This is a genomic window from Streptomyces tardus (assembly GCF_018101125.2).
Lineage (GTDB): Bacteria > Actinomycetota > Actinomycetes > Streptomycetales > Streptomycetaceae > Streptomyces > Streptomyces tardus.
In genome coordinates, this window is record NZ_JAELVF020000001.1 from 1,493,833 (window position 1) to 1,515,214 (window position 21,382).

The 21,382-nt window shown below is 71.4% G+C and carries 3 protein-coding genes; all 3 read left to right on the forward strand.

Features of this window, described 5'->3' with window-relative positions; translation table 11 throughout:
* The first annotated feature begins 330 nt into the window (after positions 1-330).
* Entirely contained in the window at positions 331-8,067 is a 7,737-nt protein-coding gene (locus tag JGS22_RS06520) for a non-ribosomal peptide synthetase (protein ID WP_211040671.1), read from the forward strand.
* A gap of 2 nt (positions 8,068-8,069) precedes the next feature.
* Complete coding sequence (locus JGS22_RS06525; protein WP_211040670.1) at positions 8,070-15,866, forward strand: non-ribosomal peptide synthetase; 7,797 nt, start codon at positions 8,070-8,072, stop codon at positions 15,864-15,866.
* Positions 15,863-21,382 (forward strand): non-ribosomal peptide synthetase (locus tag JGS22_RS06530; RefSeq protein ID WP_216814867.1); only part of this gene is annotated, 5,520 nt, incomplete at its 3' end. The genes JGS22_RS06525 and JGS22_RS06530, both read left to right, overlap by 4 nt.

A 21,382-nucleotide genomic window follows, 5' to 3' on the forward strand; every position in this document is an offset into this window, starting at 1 on the left:
GAGTCGACTCCTCCGCGTCCGCGGCGCTTGCCACTTGCTGCAAGCCGATTCGAAGAATTTGAATTCCCCTGCCAGGACCGGGCGTTTCCGGAAAATGCATCTGCTCGCGACAGTCATTGTCCGATCGTGTATTTCTTTAGCCGGAGAACGTCGATCGACCTCCAGCCGGCGAAGTACGGGGCACGCCGAGAACGCGACCCACTTCTCCCGCCGTAGGTGATCCGGCCGACTCGCTCCAGACGACCAGGGCAACCGATGACGTTTGTCCTGCCCGTCAACCGAACCCGACCGGAATCTCAGATCGGCTTGGCCCGAAGAAACAGAGGACAGATGTCTGACTCGTCAGCCACGGTTCTGCCACTGACCGCCGGCCAAGCCGGAATCTGGTACGCGCACAGCCTCAGTGGACCGAACGCCACCTTCCACGCGGCGCTGTACCTGGAGATACCCGGGGCCGTCGACCCGCAGCGCTTCAGCGAGGCGATGCGGCAGATCGTGACCGAGACCGAGGTGCTGCGCGCCCGGTTCAGCGACGACGGCACCGGTCCGGTGCAGACCATCGAGCCGGTCACCGACTGGTCCGAGCAGCCGCTGCACGTGCTGGACCTCAGGGACGAGGACAGCCCGCGCGAGCACGCCGAGAAGTGGATGTGGGCGGACGCCGACATCCCCTTGGACGTGCTGGAGGGGCCGCTGTACCGGTTCGCGCTGATGCGCGTCGCCGACGACCTCACGCTGTTCTACTACCGCTTCCACCACCTGGTGATGGACGCCTTCGGCGCCAACCTGGTCGCCGCCCGGCTCGCCGAGGTCTACACCGGCCTGGTCGAGGGCACGGACACCTCCGCGGGTGCGTTCCCGCCGCTGCGCGCGCTGGTGGAGGACGAGGCGGCGTACCGCGAGTCCGAGAGCTTCACCGCCGACCGCGACTTCTGGGCCAAGCAGTTCGCCGACAAGCCCGTGGTGCCGAGCCTGGGTTCGCGTCCCACCGCGCTCCCCCGCCACCTGCTGCGCGGCAGCAAGCACGTCTCGGCCGCCACCGGCGCGGACATCCGCGGCGCGGCCCGTGCGGTCGGCGTCGGCTGGCCCGCGGCGATGCTGGCCGCCCTCGGCGTGTACACCAGCCGCATCACCGGCAGCACCGACGTGGTGCTCGCGCTCTCGGTCGCCGCCCGCGACACCACCGTCGCCAGGGCCGTGCCCGGCATGGTCTCCAACGTCATCGGCGTACGGCTGAAGGTGCGTCCGGAGATGACGGCCGCCGAGCTGATCAAACACGCCCACCAGCGGATGCGCGCCGCGACGCGGCACAAGCGCTACCGCTACGAGGACATCCGGCGCGACCTCAAACTGCTGGGAGCCGACGGCCGGTTGCTCGGCCCGCGCGCCAACCTGCACGTCGTCGCGCCGCCGGTCACCTTCGCCGGTGTGCCCGCCTCGCTGCACCCGCTGACGGCCGGCCACGACGACGACTTCTCGTTGGTGATGGTCGCCGAGGAGGACGGCAGCTTCCGGCTGGACATGTCGGCGAACCCGGACGCGTACGGCACCGAGGACGCCGATCTGCACCACCGGCTGGTCACCCGGCTGATGGGCGAGCTGGCCGCGCGGCCGGACCGCCCCGTCGGCGCGCTGGACATGGTCGAACCCGAGCTGCTGGACCGGTTTGCGGTGGAGTGGCGCGGTGCCACGGCCAAGGCCGAGGCGGGCGAACGCTCCACGCTGACCGCGCGGTTCGCCGCCGCGGTGGCCGCCCACCCGGACAACACCGCCGTGCTCTGCCCGGACGGTGCCGACCGGCAGTCCCTCACCTACCGCGAACTCGACGCGCGCTCCAACCAGTTGGCGCGGCTGCTGATCGAGCGCGGGGTGCGCCGCGGCCAGATCGTCGCGCTGGCGCTGCCGCGCACCGTCGAGCTGGCCGTCGCCGTGCTGGCGACGCTGAAGACCGGCGCGGCGTACCTGCCGATCGACCCGGAGTACCCCGAGGAGCGGGTCTCCTACGTGCTCGGCGACGCGAAGCCCGTCGCTGTGGTGACCGCCGAGAAGGGCGACCTCGCCCACGTGGACGCCTCGATCCCGCAGATCGCGCTCGCCGACCCGGTGACGGCCTCGGACCTCTCGGCGCTCTCGCCGTCCCCGATCGAGGACGCGGACCGCGGCGGCCCGATCGTCCCGGACCAGGCGGCGTACGTCATCTACACCTCCGGCTCCACCGGCCGGCCCAAGGGTGTGGTGGTCGCCCACCAGAACGTCATCCGGCTCTTCGACACCACCGCGCACTGGTCGGACTTCGGCCCGGACGACGTGTGGTCGCTCTTCCACTCCTACGCCTTCGACTTCTCCGTCTGGGAGATCTGGGGCGCGCTGCTGCACGGCGCCAAGCTCGTCGTGGTGCCGTTCTCGGTGAGCCGGGCGCCGGAGGAGTTCCTGCGGCTGCTCGTCCACGAGCGGGTGACGGTCCTGAACCAGACCCCCTCGGCGTTCGCCCAGCTGATCCAGGCCGACCAGGAGCACCCGGAGCTCGGCGACGAACTCGCCCTGCGCTTCGTGGTGTTCGGCGGCGAGGCGCTGGAGTTCGGCCGGCTGGCGCCCTGGTACGAGCGGCACGCCGAGGACGCGCCGCGCCTGGTCAACATGTACGGCATCACCGAGACGACCGTGCACAGCACCGAGCTGATGCTCGACGCCGCCCAGGTCGCGGCCGAATCGGGCAGCATGATCGGTGTCGCGCTCAACGACCTGCGCGTCTACATCCTCGACTCGGCGATGCGCCCCTCCCCGCCCGGCGTGCTGGGTGAGATCTACGTCAGCGGACCGGGCGTCGCGGACGGCTACTTCGGCCGCCCCGACCTGACCTGCACCCGCTTCGTCGCCGACCCGTTCGGTCCGCCCGGCCAGCGGATGTACCGCTCCGGCGACCTGGCGCGCTGGACGCACGACACGACCAACATGGAGTACCTGGGCCGGGTCGACCACCAGGTCAAGATCCGCGGCTTCCGCATCGAGCTGGGCGAGATCGACTCCGCCGTGCTGCGCCACCCCGACGTGCTCCACACCGCCTGTGTGGTCCGCGAGGACACCCCGGGCGACAAGCGGCTGGTGGCGTACGTCGTCGCCGGCAGCGAGGGCGCGGGCGCCGAGGCGGGCACCGCCGTGCTGGACACCGGTGAGCTGCGCAAGCACGCCGCCGCCGCGCTGCCCGAGCACATGGTGCCGTCCTGGTTCGTACAGATCGACGCGCTGCCGCTGACCCTCAACGGCAAGCTCGACACCCGCGCGCTGCCCGCCCCCGACGTCGCCGCCGGCGGCACCGGACGGCTGCCGCGCACCCCCGACGAGGAGATCTTCTGCGGTCTCTTCGCCGAGATCCTGGGCGCTCCCTCGGTCTCCATGGACGACAACTTCTTCGATCTGGGCGGCCATTCGCTGCTGGCGACGAAGCTGGTCAGCCGCATCCGGGCGTCGTTCGGCGTCGAGGTCCCGATCCGCAAGGTCTTCGAGCTGCGGACCCCGGCCGCGATGCTCTCCTGGATGGCCGGCAGCGGCAACGTGCCGCGGGCCCGCAAGTCGCTGACCCCGATGGAGAAGCCGGAGGAGATACCGCTCTCCTTCGCCCAGCTGCGCCTGTGGTTCATCGACAAGATCGACGGCGGCTCCGGCACGTACAACATCCCGCTGGTGGTACGGCTGAACGGCCCGCTGGACCGGGGAGCGCTGCAGGAAGCGATCGGCGACGTGGTCGGCCGGCACGAGAGCCTGCGCACCGTCTTCCCGGACCGCGACGGCACTCCGCGCCAGCGCATCCTCTCCGCCGCCGAGGCGACCCCGGTCATGGGGTCCTCCGAGGTGAGCCGCGAGGAGCTGGCCGTCGCCATGGCCGAACGTGCCGGCGTCGGCTTCGACCTCGCGACCGAAGCGCCCATCCGCGCCCACCTGTTCGTGCTGCCGGACGACGAGCACGCGCTGCTCATGCCGGTGCACCACATCGCCGGCGACGGCTGGTCGCTGGTGCCCCTCACCCGCGACCTCCAGGCCTCCTACACCGCGCGCTGCCGCGGCAGCGTGCCGGACTGGCAGCCGCTGCCGGTCCAGTACGCCGACTACACCCTGTGGCAGCGCGAGATCCTCGGCGACGAGGAGGACCCGGACTCCGCGATCTCCGGCCAACTCGCGCACTGGCAGCAGTACTTGGCCGGTCTGCCCGAGGAGGTCACGCTCCCCTCCGACCGGCCGCGTCCGGCCGTCGCCTCCTACCGGGGCGAGACGCTGCGCTTCGAGCTGCCGCCCGCGCTGCACGCGCAGCTGATGCGCTGCTCGCGCGAGTACGACGTGAGCCCGTTCATGGTGGTGCAGACCGCACTGGCCGCACTGCTGAGCAAGCTCGGCGCCGGCGAGGACGTACCGCTGGGCATCTCCATCGCCGGCCGCACCGACGAGGCGCTGGACGACCTGGTCGGCTTCCTGGTCAACACCCTGGTGCTGCGCACCGACCTCAGCGGTGACCCGCGCTTCGACGATCTGCTCGGCAAGGCCCGCACCGACGGCCTCGCCGCGTTCGCCAACCAGGACCTGCCGTTCGAGCGGCTCGTCGAGGCGGTGAACCCGGAGCGCTCGGCCGGACGCCACCCGCTGATCCAGATCGGCCTCGGTTTCCAGAACAACGAGACCCCCGTCCTCGACCTGCCCGGTCTGGATGCCTGGATCGAGCCGGCCGAGACCCACACCGCCAAGCTCGACCTGCTCTTCGACTTCCGCGAGGTGCAGGGCGAGGAGCCGGACGAGGAGAGCGGCTCCGCCGGCACCCCGGACCACATGGCCTGCGCCGTCGAGTACGCCACCGACCTCTACGACCGCTCCACCGTCGAACTGCTCATCAGCCGCCTGGTGCGGCTGCTGGACCAGGCGACCGGACAGCCCGAGCGCAGGCTCAGCGAGCTGGACGTGCTCGACGCCGACGAGCGCCGCCGGCTGCTCGTGGAGTGGAACGACACCGGGAGCGAAACCCCTCTCGGCACCCTGCCGGAACTGTTCACCGCCCAGGTGGAGCGCACCCCGCAGGCGACCGCGGTGGTCGCCGGCGACGAGCAGCTGACGTACGCGGAGCTGAGCGCCCGCGTCAACCGGCTCGCCCGCGAGCTGGTGGTGCGCGGCATCGGCGCGGAGGACCGCGTCCTGCTGGTCATACCCAAGTCGGTCGACCTGGTCGTGGCGCAGCTGGCCGTGGTGACCGCCGGTGCGGCGTTCGTGCCGGTCGACCCCGGCTACCCGCGCGACCGGGTCACCTTCATGGCCCGGGACGCCCGGCCCGCGATGCTGCTCACCTGCACCGAAGTGGCCGATCTGGCGGTCGAGGTACTGCCCGAACTGCCCAGGCTGGTCATCGACTCCGAGACCGGCAGCGCGCGCATCGCCCGCCGCCGCTCGGAGCCGCTGATCGACGCGGACCGCCGCGAGCCCACCTCGATCGCGCACGCCGCGTACGTCATCTACACCTCGGGCTCGACCGGCCGCCCCAAGGGCGTGGTCGTGACCCACCGGGGCATCGGCAACCTGGCGAGCGCGCAGATCGAGCGGTTCGCGATCGAGCCCGGGAGCCGGGTCGTGCAGTACGCGGCGCCGAGCTTCGACGCCGCGATCTCGGAGACCAGCATCACGCTGCTGCGCGGCGCCACGCTGATCCTGCCGGTGGGCGAGGGTCTGCTGCTGGGCGAGGCGCTGGCCCGCTTCCTGACCGAGCGCCGGGTGACGCACGCGACGATCCCGCCGGTCGCGCTGACCGGTCTGGACCCGGCCGCCGTGCCCGCGAACCTGACCCTCACGGTCGCCGGCGAGGCGTGCTCGGCCGATCTGGTCGGCACCTGGTCGCAGGGCCGCCGCATGATCAACGCGTACGGCCCGACCGAGACCACGGTCTGCGCCACCATGAGCCAGCCGCTCTCCGGCGCGGTCACCCCGCCGATCGGTGTGCCGATCGCCAACGCCCGGGTGTACGTGCTGGATTCGCGGCTGAGCCCGGTCCCCTGTGGGGTCGTCGGCGAGCTGTACGTCTCCGGCGTCAACCTGGCCCGCGGCTACCTCGGCCGCTCCGGGCTGACCTCCGAGCGCTTCGTCGCCAACCCCTTCGGCGAGCCCGGCGACCGGATGTACCGCACCGGCGACGTGGTGCGCTGGCGCCCGGACGGGCAGCTGGACTTCGTCGGCCGCGCCGACGACCAGGTCAAGCTGCGCGGATTCCGGGTGGAGCTGGACGAGATCACCAGCGTGCTCAACGAGCAGGCGCAGGTGGCCTCGGCTGCCGTGGTCATCCGCGAGGACCGGCCCGGCGACCGCCGACTGGTCGGCTACGTGGTGCCCACCGAGGGCGGCGAGGTCTCCCGGGACGTCTCGCTGGAGACCGACCAGGTCGACAAGTGGCAGGTCATCAACGACGAGGTGTACGGCGCCGCGTCGGTCGAGGACGGCCCGCCGCTGGGCGAGAACTTCGCCGGCTGGCACAGCAGTTACGACAGCTCGGTGCTGCCCGACGAGGAGATGCGCGCCTGGCGCGCGGCGACCGTCGAGCGGATTCTGGAGCTCAGGCCGCGCCGGGTGCTGGAGATCGGTGTCGGTGCGGGTCTGATCATGGCCCCGGTCGCACCCCACGTGGACCTCTACTGGGGCACCGACCTGTCCGGCACGGTCATCGAGACCCTGCGCCGCCAGACCCAGCAGGACCCGGTGCTCGCCGAGCGCACCCGCTTCTCGGCCTGCCCCGCGCACGTACTGGAGGGGCTGCCCACCGGGACGTTCGACACGGTGGTCGTCAACTCGGTGGCGCAGTACTTCCCGAGCGTGGAGTACCTGGTCGACGTCATCGGCAAGGCGTTCACCCTGCTCGGGGAGAGCGGCTCGGTATTCCTCGGCGACATCCGCGACCTGCGGCTGCTGCACTGCATGCGGGCGGCCATCCACCGACTCGCCAACCCCGGCGACGGCGCCGCGGCGCTGCGGTTCGGCACCGAGCGGGCCGTCGAGCGGGAGACCGAACTCCTCGTCGACCCGGGCCTGTTCGAGAGCCTGGCCGAGCGGTTGGACGGCTTCGGCGGCGTGGACATCCGGATCAAGCGCGGCACCTACGAGAACGAGCTCAACCGCTACCGCTACGACGTGGTCGTGCACAAGCGGCCGACCGCGCCCGTCTCGCTGGCCTCCGCTCCGACGGTGGAGTGGGACGAGGTCGGCGGCCTCGCGCCGGTGGCCGCGCGGCTGCGCGCCGAGCGCCCGTCGGTGCTGCGCGTCACCGGGCTGCCCAACGCCCGGCTCACCTCGGACCTCGCGGCCGTCGCGGAGATCGAGGGTCCCGGTTTCGAGGTCCGACAGGGCCCGAACCAGGCCGAGATCGACGAGATGAGCCTGGCCACCGGCTACCGCTCGCTGGTCACCTGGAACGGCGAGGCGACCGACGGCCGGCTGGACGTGGTCTTCGTCGCGGTGCACGACAGCTCCGGCGAGCTGCCCGCCTACCGCGACCTGTACCTGCCCGGTCCGTCCCCCGAGCGCTGGGCCAACGACCCGCTGGCCGCGCGCAAGGAGGGCGAGCTGGTCACCGAGCTGCGGGAGGCTCTGGCCAAGAACCTCCCCGACTACATGGTGCCGAGCGCGCTCGTCCTGATGGAGGCGCTGCCGATCACTCCGAACGGCAAGCTCGACCAGAAGGCGCTGCCGGCTCCGAGCGCGTCGGCCGCCACCTCCGAGCTCCAGCCCTCCACCCCGGACGAGTCGATCATCGCCAGGCTCTTCGCCGAGGTGCTGGGGCTGGGCCGGGTCGGGGCGGACGACGACTTCTTCCGCCAGGGCGGCGACAGCATCATCTCCATCCAACTGGTCAGCAAGGCACGGGCGGAGGGACTCCAGTTCACCGCGCAGGACGTGTTCGCGCACCGGACCGTCCGGGCCCTGGCGGCAGCCGCCACCCGGGTCGACGCGAGTGCCGGCGAGAGCGCCGACAAGGACCTCAGTGAGTGGGACATTCCGCTGGTCTCGCAGGACGAACTCGACCAGTTCGAATCGAATTGGAGCGCCTGAGAATGAGTACGAAGCAGAACGCGGAACTCGAAGCCGTACTGCCTCTCACCCCCCTTCAGGAGGGCCTGCTCTTCCACGCCCAGTACGACGACCAGGCCGGCCCCGACGTCTACGTCATGCAGTTGGGCATGGACATCGACGGCCCGCTGGACGTGCCCGTCCTGCACTCGGCGGCCCGCGCGCTGCTGGAGCGGCACGGCAACCTGCGGGCCGGTTTCCGGCACGAGGGTGAGCGTCCGCTCCAGTTCATCCCCAAGTCGGCCGAGCTGCCCTGGCGGGTCGTCGACCTGACCGAGGTGCCGGACGGCGAACGGGACGCGGCGGTGCGCGAGGTCACCGAGCGCGACCGGTCCGCCCGGTTCGACCTGCGCAACCCGCCGCTGCTGCGCTTCACCGTGGTGCGCACCGCTCCGCAGCGGCACCGGCTGCTGGTCACCAACCACCACATCCTGCTGGACGGCTGGTCGGCGCCGATCCTGGTGCGCGAGCTGTTCGAGCTGTACGCGGCCGGGGGCGACGCCTCGGCGCTGCCGGCGGTCACGCCGTACCGCTACCACCTGGGCTGGCTCTCCAAGCAGGACGGCGCGGCGGCCGAGCGCGCCTGGCGCGAGGAGCTGGCCGAGCTGGACGGCCCGACCATGCTGGCCGCGATGCCCGACGACCGGTCGGCCTCGGTGCTGCCCAGCAAGATCAGCGCGCATCTCTCCCCGGAGACCACCGCACGGCTCTCGCAGCAGGTGCGCGAGAGCGGACTGACCCTCAACACCGTGCTCCAGGCCGCGTGGGGGCTGCTGCTGGGCCGGCGCACCGACCGCGAGGACGTCACCTTCGGCATGACGCTGGCCGGCCGACCGCCGGAGATCCCCGGTGTGCACACCATGGTCGGGCTCTTCCTCAACACGGTGCCGGTACGGGTGCGGCTGCGGCGCGAGGAGTCGCTGATCGCCCTGTGCGAGCGGGTCCAGCGCGAGCAGCAGCGTCTGATGGGCCACCAGTACATGGGGCTTGCGGAGATCCAGCGCGCGGCGGGCCACGGCGACCTCTTCGACACCCTCACCGTGCTGGAGAACTTCCCCGTCGACCCGTCCGCGCTCACCCTGCCGGGCGGGCTCACGGTCGACGGCGTCTTCTCCACCGACGGCGCGCACTACCCGCTCGCCCTCATGGTGATCCCCGGCGACTCCATCGAACTGCGCTTCACCTACCGCTCGGACGCCTTCGAGGCCGGCGAGATCGAGTCGATCAGCGGCCAACTGGTCACGCTGATCGAGTCGTTCGTCAAGGACCCCGGGGTCCCGGCCGGCAGCGTGGAGGTGCTGAACCAGGCCGAGCGCTCGAAGCTGCTCGGCGGCTGGAACCCGAGTCCCGCGCTCACCCCGGTCTACACCCTGCCCGAGATGCTGGCCCGCAGGACCGCCGAGGGGCCCGACCGGCAGGCCCTGGTCTGGGGCGAACAGTCGCTCACCTACGGCGAGTTGAGCGAGCGCGTCGAGCAGATCGCCGCCTGGCTGCGGGCCCGCGGGGTGCGTCCGGAGGAGCCCGTCGGCATCTCCATGGACCGCTCGCCCGAGTACGTGCTCGCGGTGCTCGGCGTGATCCGGGCCGGCGCGGTCTACGTGCCGATGGACCACCGCTGGCCGCGGGCGCGGCGCGAGCACGTGCTCAGCGACAGCGGGATCTCGCTCGTCCTCGAACAGGGCGACCTCCCCTCCCACCACCCGGTGCCCGAGGGCGGCCTGCCCGTCCCCACCGGCCCGGACCGGGTCGCGTACATCATGTACACCTCCGGTTCGACCGGCCGCCCCAAGGGCGTCGCGGTCACCCACCGGGGCATCAACGACCTGGCTGCGGACGGGCTGTTCGCGGGCGGGGCGCAGGAGCGGGTGCTGCTCCAGTCCGCGCACGCCTTCGACGCCTCGACGTACCAGATGTGGATTCCGCTGCTCAACGGCGGAACGCTGGTGGTGGGCCCGCCCGGTGATCTGGACGTGGCCACCATCGCCCGCGTCCTGACCGAGCACCGGATCACCGCGACCCTCTTCACCACCGGCCTCTTCCGGCTGATCGCGGCCGAGTCCCCCGAGGTCTTCCGCACCCTGCGCGAGGTGTGGACCGGCGGCGAGGCGCTGCCGACCGCCTCGGTGCGCCAGACCCTGGCGGCCTGCCCCGACCTGACCGTGGTCAACGCCTACGGCCCCACCGAGGTCACCGTCATGGCCGCCGCGTACGCGCTGCGTCCGGGCGGCGCGGTGACCGAGCCGGTGCCGATCGGCGGCCCGCTGGACGGCAAGCAGGTCTACGTGCTCGACAGCCGGCTGCGGCTGTGCCCGATCGGCGTGGCCGGTGAACTGTACGTGGCAGGCGTCGGGTTGGCGCGGGGCTACGTCGGCCGCTCGGATCTGACCGCCGACCGCTTCGTGGCCAACCCCTTCGGCGCCCCCGGCACCCGGCTCTACCGCACCGGCGACGTGGTGCGCTGGCGCTCGGACGGCGAGCTGGAGTTCGTCGGCCGCCGGGACAACCAGGTCAAGCTGCGCGGCTTCCGCATCGAGCTGGGCGAGATCGAGTCCGCTCTCGCCGCCCACGAGGCCGTCGGCCACATCGCGGTCGTGGTCCGCGAGGACCGTCCGGGCGTCAAGCAGCTGGTCGGCTACGCCGTACCGGCGGCGGGCGCCGAGCTGGACACCGAGGAGCTGCGCCGCTGGGCCGGCGACCGGCTGCCCGACTACATGGTGCCGCGCCCGATCATCGCGCTCGACACCCTGCCGCTGACCACCAACGGGAAGGTCGACCAGAAGGCGCTGCCGGCCCCCGAGCACGCGACGGAGGAGGCCAGAAAGCCGAGCACCCCGCACGAGGAGCTGCTGTGCGGACTGTTCGCCGAGGTGCTCGGCCTGGAATCGGTCGCGGTCAACGACAACTTCTTCGAGCTGGGCGGCCACTCGCTGCTCGCCACCCGGCTGGTCGGCCGGGTGCGTGCGGTGCTCGGCGTCGAACTGCCGATCCGCCGGGTCTTCGAGAAGCCGACCGCGGAGACCCTGGCCACCGAGCTGGGCGACACCTCCACCGCGCTCCGCGCACCGCTGCGGCGCGCCGAGCGGCCGGAGAAGGTGCCGCTCTCCTTCGCCCAGCGCAGGCTCTGGTTCCTCAACCGGATGGAGGGGCCGAGCGCGACGTACAACATCCCCTTCGCCGTCCGGCTCTCCGGCACCCTGGACTCCGCGGCGCTGATCGCCGCGCTGGGTGACGTGGTGGCGCGGCACGAGTCGCTGCGCACCGTCTTCCCGGACGCCGACGGCGAGCCCTGGCAGCAGATCGTTCCGGTCGAGGAGGCCGGGACACCGGTGGAGACCGTGGAGGTCTCCGAGGAGTCACTGCCCGCCGCGCTGGACGCGGCGGGCACGACGGGTTTCGACCTCGCCGTCGAACTCCCGCTGCGAGCACAGCTGTTCAGGCTCGCCGAGGACGAGCACGTGCTCTGCGTCGTGGTGCACCACATCGCCGGAGACGGCTGGTCGCAGGCGCCGCTGGCCCGGGACCTCAGTCAGGCGTACCGGGCCCGGCTGGAGGGATCGGCCCCCGCCTGGGAGCCGCTGGCGGTGCAGTACGCCGACTACACCCTCTGGCAGCACGAGCTGCTGGGCGACGAGCAGGACGAGAACAGCCTGGCCGCCGAGCAGTTGAGGTTCTGGCAGAACCAACTCACCGGTTCGCCCAGCGAGTTGGAGCTGCCGGCCGACCGGCCGCGGCTGCCGGTGGCCACCCACCGCGGCGGCGCGGTGCCGATCCGCATCGAGACCGAACTGGCCGAGCGGCTGCACGCCCTGGCGGCGAGCACCGACACCACGCCGTTCATGGTCTTCCAGGCCGCGCTGGCCACGCTGCTGTCGCGGCTGGGCGCGGGCAAGGACATCCCGATCGGCACGCCGGTCGCCGGCCGCACCGATGTGGCCACCGACGAGCTGGTCGGCTTCTTCGTCAACACCCTGGTGCTGCGCACCGACGTGTCCGGCGACCCCGACTTCACCGAGGTGCTGCGCCGGGCGCGCACCACCGCGCTGGAGGCGTACTCGCACCAGGACCTGCCGTTCGAGCGGCTGGTGGACGTCGTCACCAGTGACCGCTCGCTCTCGCACAACCCGCTCTTCCAGGTGCTGCTGGCCTACCAGAACAACGACGGCGGCGAGATCGAGCTGCCCGGACTGCGGGTCACCGCGCAGGAGATGCTGCTGCCGGTCGCCAAGGTGGATCTGGAGCTGACCTTCGCCGAGGAGGCGGACGGCTCCGTCTCCGGCATCCTGAACCACAGCACCGACCTCTTCGACCGGGAGAGCGCCGAGCGCATCGTCGCCCACCTGGTCCAGCTGCTGCGCTCCGCGGTCGACCGACCGGACGTACCGGTACGGCAGTTGGAGATCCTCTCCGGCGAGCAGCGGGCGCAGCTGCTGGCCGGCTGGAACGACACCGCGGCCTCGTCGGACCGGTCGGGCGAGGCCACCGTGCCTGCGCTCTTCGCCGCCCGGGCCGCGGAGTTCCCGGACCGTCCGGCGCTGGTCGCCGACGGGCTGACCCGCGACTACGCCACGCTGGCCGACCGCTCCAACCGGCTGGCCCGGCTGCTGATCGCGCGCGGCGTCGGACCGGAGGACCGGGTCGCGCTGGTACTGCCGCGCTCGGCCTTCCTCACCACCTCGCTGCTCGCGGTGATGACCGCCGGCGCCGCGTACGTACCGGTCGACCCGAACCACCCGTCGGACCGGATCGCGTACATGCTCGCGGACAGCGAGCCCACCCTGGTGGTCACACTGGCCAACCTGGTCGACCGGCTGCCGCAGGGGTCCGCCGCACCGCTGGTGCTCGACGAGCGCGGCACCGTCGAGGAACTGGCGCGGGCCTCGGGCGCGGAGGTCGCCGACGCCGACCGGCGGGCGCCGCTGTCCGCCGACCACCCCGCGTACGTCATCTACACCTCCGGGTCCACCGGCCGCCCCAAGGGCGTGGTGGTCCCGCACCGCGGTGTGGGCAACCTCGCGGCGTGGCAGGCGAGTTGGTTCGGGGTGGACAGTGCGAGCCGGGTCGGGCAGTTCTCCGCCCCGAGCTTCGACGCCGCCCTGTACGAGACGGTGATGGCGCTGCTCAACGGCGCCGCACTGGTGCTCTCCCCGTCCGACGGCCCGGTTCTCGGCGACGCGCTGACCGACTTCCTGACCGACGAGGGCATCACCCACGCCGTGCTCACCCCGACGGCGCTCTCCAGCGCGGAGGCGCGCAACGCCCCCGCGATGACGCTGATGACGGCGGGCGAGGCGTGCTCGCGGGAGCTGGCCGCGCGCTGGTCCCGCGGACGCCGCTTCGTCAACGCGTACGGCCCCACCGAGACCACCGTCTGCGCGACCGCCAGCGGCCCGCTGGACGGCAACGGCGTTCCGCACATCGGCGGCCCCATCCGCAACACCAGGGCGTACGTGCTCGACGCCGACATGGGCCTGTGCCCGCCCGGTGTTGCCGGCGAGCTGTACGTGGCCGGCGTCGGCCTGGCGCGCGGCTACCTCGGTCAACCGGCCCTGACCGCCGAGCGGTTCGTCGCCGACCCGTTCGGCCCGGCCGGCACCCGGCTGTACCGCACCGGCGACGTGGTGCGGCGCCGGGCGGACGGCGAGCTGGAGTTCGTCGGCCGCCGGGACAACCAGGTCAAGCTGCGCGGCTTCCGCATCGAGCTGGGCGAGATCGAGTCCCAGATCGCGGGCTGCGCGGGCGTCGAGGGCGCCGCCGTGGTGATCCGCGAGGACCGGCCCGGCGTCAAGCAGCTGGTCGGCTATCTGGTGCTCTCCGGCACCGGTGCGGATGCCGGCACCAATACCGACACCGACGCCGCGCTGGAGCCGGTGCGCGCGGAGGCGGCCGGGCGACTGCCGGAGTACATGGTTCCGCAGGTCTGGGTCGTACTGGACGCCCTGCCGCTGACCGTCAACGGCAAGCTGGACCAAGCGGCCCTGCCCGCCCCGCGGTTGCCGGTGCGCGAGGACGCCAAGGAGCCGACCACGGACGCCGAGCGGGTCATCGCCGAGGCGTTCCGGGAGGTGCTGGGCCTGCCCGAGGTGGGCGTGGACGACAACTTCTTCGAGCTCGGCGGCGACAGCATCGTCTCGATCAAGCTGGTCAGCCAGGTCCGCAGGGGCGGTCTGGTGATCAGCCCCAGGGACGTCTTCGAGCACAAGTCGGCCGCCGCTCTCGCGCGGATCGCCCGTGCCGAGGAGGAGGTGGCCCCGGAGGACCCGGACGCCGGTATCGGCGAGGTGCCGCTGACCCCGATGACGCACTGGCTGCGCGAACTGGGCGGCAGCATGGACCGGTTCCACCAGTCGGTACTGCTCCAGGTGCCCGACCGGGTCGACCTGGAGTCGCTCACCACCGCGCTGGGGACCGTGCTGGACCACCACGACGCGCTGCGGCTGAAGCTGTCCGCGGCCGACGGCGAGTGGTCCTACGAGGTGCGCCCGCGCGGCGCGGTGGACGCCGCCGAATGTGTCACCCGCGTCGACATCGCCGGGGCGGACCGGGACAAGGTCCGGGCGACCGTGGCCATGCACGCCCAGGAGGCGGTGGCCTCGCTGTCGCCGACCGAGGGCGCGATGGTGCGCGCGGTCTGGTTCGACGCCGGCCCGGGCACACCCGGCAGGCTGCTGGTGATCGGCCACCACCTGGCGGTCGACGGAGTCTCCTGGCGGATTCTCGTACCCGACCTGGCCGCCGCCTGGCTGGCGGCGCTGGAGTCCCGGGACGCCGGCCTCCAGCCGGTCGGCACCTCCTGGCGCCGCTGGTCGCAGTGGCTGACCGAGCTGGCGCAGGACCCGGCACGCGAGCGCCGACTGGACTGGTGGACCGAGCAGTTGGCGGACGAGGACCCGCTGGTGACCACCGCGCCGAAGGACCCGGACGTCGACACCATGAGCACGCAGGAGGCGCTCGCGCTGACCCTGCCGGAGAACGTCACCGACCGTCTGCTGACCGCGGTGCCGACCGCGGCCCGCTGCGGTGTGGAGGACGTGCTGCTGACCGGCTTCACTCTGGCGGTCGCCGACTGGCGGCGCCGGCGCGGGCTGGGCGCGGGCACCTCCGTACTGCTGGACGTGGAGCGGCACGGACGGCAGATCCCGGAGGGCTTCGAGCTCGACATCTCGCGCACCGTGGGCTGGTTCACCAGCCTGGCGCCGGTGCGGCTGGATCTGGGACCGGTCTCCTGGGGCCGGGTGTACAGCGACTCCGCCGCGCTGCACAAGGCGGTCTCCCGAGTGCGGGAGACGCTGCGGGAGATGCCCGACGAGGGCATCGGCCACGGCCTGCTGCGCCATCTGAACCCGGCCACCCGCGAGCAGTTGGCCGCGCTCGGCGATCCCCAGTTCGGCTTCAACTACCTGGGCCGGACCACGATCGCCGAGGACGACGCTGCCCAGGGCGGCACCGGCGAGGCCTGGACCATGTCCGCGGACGGCGACGTGCTGCGCGAACTCGGGGGCGATCCCCAACTGCCCGCCGCACACGCCCTGTCCCTCAATGTCCTGGTCGAGGACACCTCGAACGGGCCGCGTCTGGTCGCCAACTGGACCTGGCCGCGCAGACTGCTCGACCCGGACGACGTACGCAAACTCGCCGACGGATGGTTCCGGGCGCTCCAGGCGCTCGCGGACCACGCGAGCGCACCGCGCTCCGCGGAACTCTCCCCGTCGGACCTGTCACTGATCGACCTCGAACTCGACGATCTCGGGGTACTGGAATCAGAGTGGAGGAAGACCCAGTGACCAGCAACGAACTCTTCGAAGAAATCCTTCCGTTGGCGCCCCTTCAGGAAGGCATGCTCTTCCATGCCACGTACGACGAGGACGCCTTGGACGTCTACACCGTGCGTCTGGCCGTGGATTTCGAGGGCCCCTTCGACATCGCCACCTTCCGGGAGGCCGTGCGCGCGCTCCTGGTGCGCCGCAACAACCTGCGGGCCGGCTTCCTCTCGGAGAACCTGAGCAAGCCCGTCCAGGTCATTCCGCGCGAGTTCGAGACCCCGGTGGTCGTGCACGACCTCTCCGAACTGGCGGAGGACTCCCGTCAGTCGCGGCTGGCCGAGCTGGCCGCCGAGGAGGAGGCCGTACGCTTCGACCTCGCCAACCCGCCGCTGCTGCGGTTCACGGTGGTGCGGCTGGCCGAGCGCGACTGGCGGCTGATGTTCAGCTGCCACCACATCCTGCTGGACGGCTGGTCGATGCCGCTGGTGCTGGGCGAGCTGTTCGAGCTCTACCAGCGCGAGGGCGACGCGAGCGGGCTGCCGGACGCGACACCGTTCAAGCTGTACCTGGCGTGGCTGCGCAAGCAGGACAAGGAAGCCGCCCTCGACGCCTGGCGCACCGCGCTGGAGGGCCTGCCGGGCCCGACGAAGGTCGCCCCGGAGGCGTCCGACACCGTCTCGGCGCTGCCCGGCGGAACCACCGTCGACCTGCCCGAGGAGCAGAGCGCCGCACTGACCGCGCTGGCCCGCAGGCTCGGCGTCACCGTCAACACCGTGGTGCAGGTGGGCTGGGGCCTGCTGCTCTCCCGGCTCACCGACCGGCGCGACCTGGTCTTCGGCGCGACCGTCTCGGGGCGGCCGGCGGAGATCGAGGGTGTCGAGAGCATCGTCGGCCTGTTCATCAACACCGTCCCGGTGCGGATGCGGCTGGACGCGGCCGAGTCGCTGCGCGAGCTGCTGATCCGCGTCCAGGACGAGCAGTCCGCGCTGCTGGACCACCACTACGTGGGCCTCACTGACATCCAGCGGGCCGCGGGCCACAACGGCCTCTTCGACAGCATGGTCGCTTTCGAGAGCTACCCGGTCGACGAGGGGCTGAAGGGGTCGCTCGGCGAGCTGACGATCACCGGTGTCTCCGGTTCCGACGCCACGCACTACCCGCTCACCCTCATCGTGGTGCCCGGTGACCGCCTTCAGCTCCGACTCGGCTTCCGGCAGAACCTGTTCACCGAGGAGACCGCGGGCGCGCTGCTCGGCGGTCTGGAGCAGCTGCTGGCACGGATCGCCACCGACGACGGCGCGCAGGCCGAGGAGGCAGCCGCAGCGGTGGAGCTGCCCGAGGGCTGGACGGTCGCCGCGGCCGATTCGGTCGCGGCCTCCGGCTCGTCCGTCTCCGACCTGACCGCAGCTCCCGGTGGCGGCCGGGCCGCGCGGACCCCGCACGAAGAGGTGCTCTGCGGGCTGTTCGCCGAGGCGCTCGGGGTGGCCTCCGTCTCCATCGACGACAACTTCTTCGACCTGGGCGGCCACTCGCTGATGGCCACCAAGCTGGTGAGCCGGATCAGGAGCGTCTTCGAGATCGAGCTTCCGGTGCGTGCGCTCTTCGATGCGCAGACGGTGGCGGCGTTGGCGGAGCGGGTCTCGGGCAGCGTGGACGACGGACGTTCGGCGATCCAGCCCATGGAACGCCCCGAACAAATACCCCTGTCCTTCGCACAACGCCGCCTGTGGTTCCTCAACCGCATGGAAGGCCCCGGCGCCACCTACAACATCCCCCTCACCGTCCGACTCACCGGACCCCTCAACCACACCGCACTGCGCCACGCACTCCGCGACATCCTCCACCGCCACGAAACACTGCGCACCACCTACCCCGACCACGACGGCCAACCCTGGCAACACATCACCCCCACCACCCACACCACACTCCCCTACACCACCCAAACCACCACCGAAACCACCCTCGAAGACGACCTCAACACCCTCGCCACCACCGGCTTCGACCTCACCACCCAACTCCCCATCCGCATCACCCTCCTCCAAATCACCCCCACCGACCACATCCTCAACCTCACCATCCACCACATCGCCACCGACGGCTGGTCACAAGCACCCCTCGCCCAAGACCTCACCACCGCCTACACCGCACACAACCAAGGCACCACCCCCAACTGGCAACCCCTCCCCGTCCAATACGCCGACTACGCCCTCTGGCAACACGACACCCTCGGCAACGAAAACGACCCCGACTCCCCCATCACCACCCAACTCCCCCCACGCCTCCACAACGACCTCCAAAACCTCGCCCGCACCACCCGCTCCAGCCTCTTCATGGTCCTCCAAACCGGCATCACAGGACTCCTCAACAAACTCGGAGCAGGCACCGACATCCCCCTCGGCACCGCCATCGCCGGACGCACCGACACCGCCCTCGACAACCTCATCGGCTTCTTCATCAACACCCTCGTCCTACGCACCGACGCATCAGGCGACCCCACCTTCCGCGAACTCCTCAACCGCACCCGCACCACCGACCTCACCGCCCAACCCCTCAACACCCAAACCGGCGCCGCCAAATTCGACCTCGGCTTCAACTTCATCGAGGAGAAGGGCGAGGACGGACAGCCGGCCGGTATCGAGGTGACGGTGGAGTACGCCACCGACCTCTTCGACGAGGAGACGGTTGAGCGATTGACGCGTCGGCTGGGCCGACTGCTCTCGCTCGCGGTGGCGGACCCGGAGATGCCGATCAGCCAGTTCGACCTGCTCGAACCGGACGAGTGGCAGCAGTTGACGGCCGGAGGCTCCGGTGCGCAGGACGCGGCCGGTACGGACGACGAGGCACTGGACACGGTGGCCGGGCTCTTCGCGGAGCAGGCCGCACGCACCCCCGCGCGCACCGCGATCGTCGCGGCCGACGCGCATCTGACCTACGCCGAGCTGGACGCACGCTCCACCCGCCTGGCCACCCACCTCACCGCCCACGGGGTCCAGCACGGCGACACCGTCGCCATCGCCGTGCCCCGCTCCGCCGCGCACACCGTGGCGCATCTGGCGGTGCTGCGCGCCGGCGCGGTGTGCCTGCCGCTGGAGACGGACCACCCGGCCGGACGGATCGCCCGTCTGCTGGACGACACCGCCCCCGTCGCGGTGCTCACCACCCGCAACGTGCACGCCACACTTCCCGAGACGGACGCACCGGTCGTCGTGCTGGACGACGCGGAGACCGCCCACGAGCTGGCGGTGCTCCCTGCCGACCCCACGGCGTTCCCCGCGCCGCTGCCCGACTCGCCGGCGTACCTGCTGCACCCCTCCGGTTCCGCGGGTCGGCCCAAGGGCGTCCTGGTGCCGCACCGCGGCATCGCCAACCGGCTGCGCTGGATGCGCGACAACCACGAACTCGGCGCCGAGGACCGGGTGTTGTACAAGGCGCCCGCCGATCTCGACGTCTCCGTCTGGGAGTTGCTCTCACCGCTGGTCGCCGGCGCCGTCCAGATCGTGGCCGAGCCGGGCAGCCACCGCGACCCGGCCCGACTGGCCGCGCTGATCGAGCACACCGAGGTCACCTGCCTGCACTTCGCACCCTCGCTGCTGCGCGAGTTCCTCGCCGAGGCCGGCGCGGACACGTACGCGGGGCTGCGCCGGGTCTTCCTGAGCGGCGAGCCGCTGGCCACCGTGCCCGCGGACGAGCTGCGGGAGCTGCTGCCGCACGCCGAGATCCACCTGCTGTACGGAGCAACCGAGGCGTCGTTCGACTCGCTCGCCCGGGACGCCCGCGACGCCGAGGGCGCGTACCCCGCCGCCGGCCGGCTGATCCGCAACACCCGTGCGTACGTACTCGACTCGCAGCTCTCCCCGATGCCCACGGGCAGCGCCGGTGAGCTCTACCTCGGCGGCGCCGGGCTGGCGCACGGCTACCTCGGCCGACCCGCCCTCACCGCCGAGCGCTTCGTCGCCGACCCCTACGGACCCGCGGGCTCCCGCCTCTACCGCACCGGCGACCTCGCCCGCATCACCCGTGTCGGCACGGTCGAGCTGATCGGCCGCACCGACGACCGCATCACCATCGGCGGACGGCACGTCGAGCCGGCCGAGGTCGAGCGGGTGCTCACCCTGCACCGGGGTGTGGACGTCGCGCTGGTGACCACCCGCCCGAGTCCGTCCGGCGAGGTCGTGCTGGTGGCGTACCACACGCCCATCGACCCGGACGCGCCCGCGGAGGCGGAGGCCCTGCGCACCTATCTGGCGCAGGAGCTGCCGGACTACACGGTGCCCGCGCACTACGTCTCGCTGGCCGCCTTCCCGCGGCTGGAGGACGGCGGCATCGACCACGCGGAGCTTCCCGAGCCGCGTCGCGAGGCGGTGCGTCCGCCGCGCAACGACATCGAGCAGACGCTCTGCGACCTCTTCTCCGAGCTGCTCGGCAAGCACGTCAACAACATCGACGACAGCTTCTTCGACCTGGGCGGTCACTCACTGCTGGCGACCAAGTTGGTGAGCCGGGTGCGTTCGACCTTCAGCATCGAGCTGCCCTTCCGCGACATCTTCGATGCGCAGACGGTGGCGGCGTTGGCGGAGCGGGTCTCGGGCAGCGTGGACGACGGACGTTCGGCGATCCAGCCCATGGAACGCCCCGAACAAATACCCCTGTCCTTCGCACAACGCCGCCTGTGGTTCCTCAACCGCATGGAAGGCCCCGGCGCCACCTACAACATCCCCCTCACCGTCCGACTCACCGGACCCCTCAACCACACCGCACTGCGCCACGCACTCCGCGACATCCTCCACCGCCACGAAACACTGCGCACCACCTACCCCGACCACGACGGCCAACCCTGGCAACACATCACCCCCACCACCCACACCACACTCCCCTACACCACCCAAACCACCACCGAAACCACCCTCGAAGACGACCTCAACACCCTCGCCACCACCGGCTTCGACCTCACCACCCAACTCCCCATCCGCATCACCCTCCTCCAAATCACCCCCACCGACCACATCCTCAACCTCACCATCCACCACATCGCCACCGACGGCTGGTCACAAGCACCCCTCGCCCAAGACCTCACCACCGCCTACACCGCACACAACCAAGGCACCACCCCCAACTGGCAACCCCTCCCCGTCCAATACGCCGACTACGCCCTCTGGCAACACGACACCCTCGGCAACGAAAACGACCCCGACTCCCCCATCACCACCCAACTCCCCCCACGCCTCCACAACGACCTCCAAAACCTCGCCCGCACCACCCGCTCCAGCCTCTTCATGGTCCTCCAAACCGGCATCACAGGACTCCTCAACAAACTCGGAGCAGGCACCGACATCCCCCTCGGCACCGCCATCGCCGGACGCACCGACACCGCCCTCGACAACCTCATCGGCTTCTTCATCAACACCCTCGTCCTACGCACCGACGCATCAGGCGACCCCACCTTCCGCGAACTCCTCAACCGCACCCGCACCACCGACCTCACCGCCTACAACCACCAAGACCTCCCCTTCGAACAACTCGTCCACGCCCTCCAACCC

Coding starts and splice junctions, on each gene's coding strand:
- JGS22_RS06520 (WP_211040671.1), top strand. CDS start 331: ATGTCTGACTCGTCAGCCACGGTTCTGCCACTGACCGCCGGCCAAGCC.
- JGS22_RS06525 (WP_211040670.1), top strand. CDS start 8,070: ATGAGTACGAAGCAGAACGCGGAACTCGAAGCCGTACTGCCTCTCACC.